This is a genomic window from Devosia sp., assembly GCF_034675085.1.
In the GTDB taxonomy this organism is placed as follows: Bacteria; Pseudomonadota; Alphaproteobacteria; order Rhizobiales; family Devosiaceae; genus Devosia.
This window is the reverse complement of sequence record NZ_JAUCDN010000316.1, coordinates 1-3,707: the sequence shown is the minus strand read 5'-3', so window position 1 is coordinate 3,707 and position 3,707 is coordinate 1. Positions and strand designations below refer to the sequence as shown.

The 3,707-nt window shown below is 65.1% G+C and carries 3 protein-coding genes and 1 pseudogene; 3 read left to right on the top strand and 1 reads right to left on the bottom strand.

Features of this window, described 5'->3' with window-relative positions; translation table 11 throughout:
• The first annotated feature begins 50 nt into the window (after positions 1-50).
• On the top strand, positions 51-983 hold the full coding sequence (locus VDP82_RS15480; RefSeq protein WP_323015727.1) for an aldo/keto reductase: 933 nt from the start codon (positions 51-53) through the stop codon (positions 981-983).
• A 3-nt stretch (positions 984-986) separates the two neighbouring features.
• On the opposite strand, the gene VDP82_RS15475 is transcribed toward VDP82_RS15480, so the two are convergent.
• Entirely contained in the window at positions 987-1,943 is a 957-nt protein-coding gene (locus tag VDP82_RS15475; protein ID WP_323015726.1) for a DMT family transporter, read from the bottom strand.
• Between the two features lie 155 nt (positions 1,944-2,098).
• On the opposite strand from VDP82_RS15475, the gene VDP82_RS15470 reads away from it, so the two are divergent.
• Positions 2,099-3,388, top strand: coding sequence for an adenylosuccinate synthase (locus VDP82_RS15470; protein ID WP_323015725.1), 1,290 nt, complete (start codon positions 2,099-2,101; stop codon positions 3,386-3,388).
• Positions 3,389-3,436: 48 nt separating this feature from the next.
• A pseudogene (locus VDP82_RS15465) lies at positions 3,437-3,707 on the top strand (hypothetical protein); the annotation flags it as partial.

Sequence of the window (3,707 nt, the reverse complement as noted above, 5' to 3'; positions counted from 1 at the left end):
ATGCTCCGGGTCTAATCTTGCCCCAATCCCCTCGCGCCAAGAGCTGAGCCATGAAAACCTACACCCTGCCCCATACCGATCTGGTGCTGCCCAGCGTCATTCTGGGCCTGATGCGCATTGCCAGGATGGACGATGGCGAAATCCGCCAGCTGTTCGACACGGCGCGCGACGCCGGCATCACCTTTTTCGACCATGCCGATATCTATGGCGGCGAGCGCCACCTCTGCGAAGCCCGTTTCGGGGAGGCGCTGCGCCTTTCCTCGGCCGAGCGCGAGCAGGTTCTCATCCAGAGCAAGGTCGGCATTCGTCGCGGATTTTTCGATTTTTCCGCCGAGCATATCCTGGCCAGCGTCGATGAATCGCTGGCGGCGCTGCGCACCGATTATCTCGACGTGCTGCTGCTGCACCGGCCCGATACGCTGGTCGAGCCCGATGAGGTCGCCGCCGCCTTCGACAGGCTTCAGGGCGATGGCAAGGTGCGCCATTTCGGCGTTTCCAACCATATGCCGGGCCAGATCGAATTGCTGAAAAGGTCGGTGCGCCAGCCTTTGCGCTTCAACCAGATGCAGTTGAGCCTCACCCACGCCAATCTCTTCGCCCAGGGGGTCGCGGCCAATATTGGCGGGCTGGACCAGTCGGCGGACCGGGACAACGACCTGCTCAATTATTCGCGCATGCAGGGCGTCATGCTCCAGGCCTGGTCGCCGTTCCAGAACCCGCGCCCGGCCGGCGGCGTCTTTGTCGGCGACAAGGAAAACCATGGCGAATTGAACGCCGTGCTGGAGGACATGGCCGCCGCCCATGGCGTCACCCCCACTGGCATCGCCGTGGCCTGGATCGTTCGGCACCCGGCCAATATCCAGGTGGTGCTGGGCACGACCAGGCCGTCCCGCGTGGCCGAATGCGCCGCCGGCTCGGATGTTCGCCTCAGCCGGGAGGAATGGTATCGCCTCTTCCGCGCCGCCGGGCACACGCTGCCCTGATTTTTACGCCGGCTGGCGGCGATAGCGCCGCGCCGCCCATTCGGCCAGCACGATGCCGCCGATGATGATGGCGGCGGCGAGGAAGTGATAGGCTTCCAGCCGCTCGCCCAGGATCAGCACCGAGCCCAGCGTGCCGAAGACCGGAATGAGGTTGTGGCTGGGCGCGGCGCGGTTGGCGCCCAGGATTTCGACCCCGCGCGCATAGGCGACCTGGCTGAACATGGAGGGAAAGACCGCCACATAGGCGATCACCGCCCAGACGGTGGGCGAGGCTTGGGCCAGCGTCGCGAATTGCCCCAGCCCGCCGCCGAACAGGGCCAGCATGACCAGCCCGGTCAATGCGGCCCCGGCAAAGGAGACGCCCATGAAGCTCATGATGTGCATGGGCGGGCGGAAGCGCAGGGCCAGCGTGTAGGCGGTGTAGGTCAGGCAGGCCAGAATCACCAGTCCGTCGCCGATATTGAGATCGAAGGTCAGGAGCTGGGCCGGATTGCCATGGGTGGCGGTGAGCAGCACGCCGAAAATGGCCGCCAGCACGCCGAAAATCTGCAAGCCATTCGCCCGCACCCGGAAGATGATGAAATTGGCGCCCAGAATCAGCATGGGCAGCGCCGCCTGCTCGACGGCGGAATTGACCCCGGTGGTGGTTTTCAGGCCCATATAGAGAAAGACGTTGAACAGCGCATAGCCCACCGCGCCATAGGCCATCAGCAGCGGCCAGTGGCGGCGCACCACGGCCCAGTCGGCGCGCAGATAGGGCCAGGCGAAAGGCAGGATGACCAGGGTAGCGGCCAGGCACCGGCTGGCCAGCAGCAGGATGGGGTCGATCTGGCCCACCACCATCTTGGCGGCCACAACATTGCCGCCCCAGAACAGGGGCGCGGCGATGAGCAGCAGATAGGGCTGGTCGAGCAGGCCGGCAAATATGCCGCGATTTTCATTGGTCTGCGGCTTTGTCATCGTCGGCCTTGTGATGTAAGGACAGTCGGACTTAGCAGTTATTCGGCCGCCGGCAAACTCGCCCGGCCGATGAGGGGAAAGTGACGTCCGGTTCGAAGGGGGAGCGGCTCGCCGGCCGGCCCCCAGGTGTTGCGCCTATCCTGGAGAAGGTATTCATGGCTAATGTGGTGGTCGTCGGCTCGCAATGGGGCGACGAGGGCAAGGGCAAGATTGTCGACTGGCTGAGCGAGCGCGCCGATGTGGTGGTGCGGTTCCATGGCGGCCATAATGCCGGCCACACGCTGGTGATCGACGGGGTGAGCTACAAGCTGGCCCTGCTGCCCTCCGGGCTGGTTCAGGGCAAGTTCAGCGTCATCGGCAATGGCGTGGTCGTCGATCCGCACCATTTCGTCGCCGAAATGGCCAAATTGCGCGGGCAGGGCGTCGCCATCACGCCCGAGCTGCTGCGCATCGCCGACAATGCGCCGCTGATCCTGTCGCTGCATCGCGAGCTTGACGGCATTCGCGAGGACGCCACTGCCGGCCTCAAGATCGGCACCACAAGGCGCGGCATCGGCCCGGCCTATGAGGACAAGGTGGGCCGCCGCGCCATTCGCCTGGTCGATCTTTCGGAACCCGATACGCTCATGCCCAAGATCGAGCGGCTGTTGACCCACCACAACGCGTTGCGGCGCGGCATGGGGCTGGTCGAGATCGAGGCGCAGGCGATTTTCGACGAGTTGACCTCCATCGCCGGCGACATCCTGCCCTTCATGGACCAGGTCTGGCGCGTGCTGGACGAGAAGCGCAAGGAAGGCGCGCGCATCCTGTTCGAGGGAGCGCAGGGCGCGCTGCTCGACAACGATCACGGCACCTATCCCTTCGTCACCTCCTCCAATACCGTGGCGGGACAGGCGGCGGCTGGCTCCGGGCTGGGCCCCACCGCCATCGGCTATGTGCTGGGCATCACCAAGGCTTACACCACCCGCGTGGGCGAGGGGCCGTTCCCGTGCGAACTGGACGACGAGATCGGCCAGCATCTGGCGACGGTGGGGCGCGAAGTGGGCGTCAATACCGGCCGTCCGCGCCGCTGCGGCTGGTTCGACGCGGTGCTGGTGCGCCAGACGGTCAGGACTTCGGGCATTTCGGGCATCGCGCTGACCAAGCTCGACGTTCTGGACGGGCTCAAGCAGATCAAGGTCTGCGTCGGCTACGAGCTGGACGGATCACGGATTGATTATTTGCCCGCCTCAATGGGGGCACAAGCCCGCGTTAAGCCGATCTACGAAACGCTGGAAGGCTGGTCCGAAACCACTGCGGGGGCCCGCAGCTGGGCCGATCTGCCGGCGCAGGCGGTCAAATATGTCCGCTATATCGAGGAGCAGATCGGGGCGCCGGTGGCCATGTTGTCCACCAGTCCCGAGCGCGCCGACACCATCCTTGTGCATGACCCATTCCAAGACTGATATTTTTTGTTACAAGACATCGCTGCAATTGTGAGTACCAACTGACCCATGGCGGACTACAAGGAGCTGTTGCGCCGGGCGATCTCGGCGCTGCCGGAGAATAACGGGGCCGCCCGGCGGGCGGTTTATGAGAAGGCGCGGACCGCCCTTGTCGGGCAGTTGCGCGCCATCACGCCGCCATTGCCGGCGCGCGACATCACCCAGCATCGCCTGCAGCTCGAAGATTGCATCCGCCTGGTGGAACAGGAGGCCAGCGAAGCCGTCATCACGCTGGGGCGCGAGCCCTTGCCGCCGTTCCAGCCCGCGCCGCCGCCCCAAC

Excerpts from the sequence above, each read along its gene's own strand:
- VDP82_RS15475 (WP_323015726.1), bottom strand. The coding sequence starts at position 1,943 with ATGACAAAGCCGCAGACCAATGAAAATCGCGGCATATTTGCCGGCCTG.
- VDP82_RS15480 (WP_323015727.1), top strand. The coding sequence starts at position 51 with ATGAAAACCTACACCCTGCCCCATACCGATCTGGTGCTGCCCAGCGTC.
- VDP82_RS15470 (WP_323015725.1), top strand. The coding sequence starts at position 2,099 with ATGGCTAATGTGGTGGTCGTCGGCTCGCAATGGGGCGACGAGGGCAAG.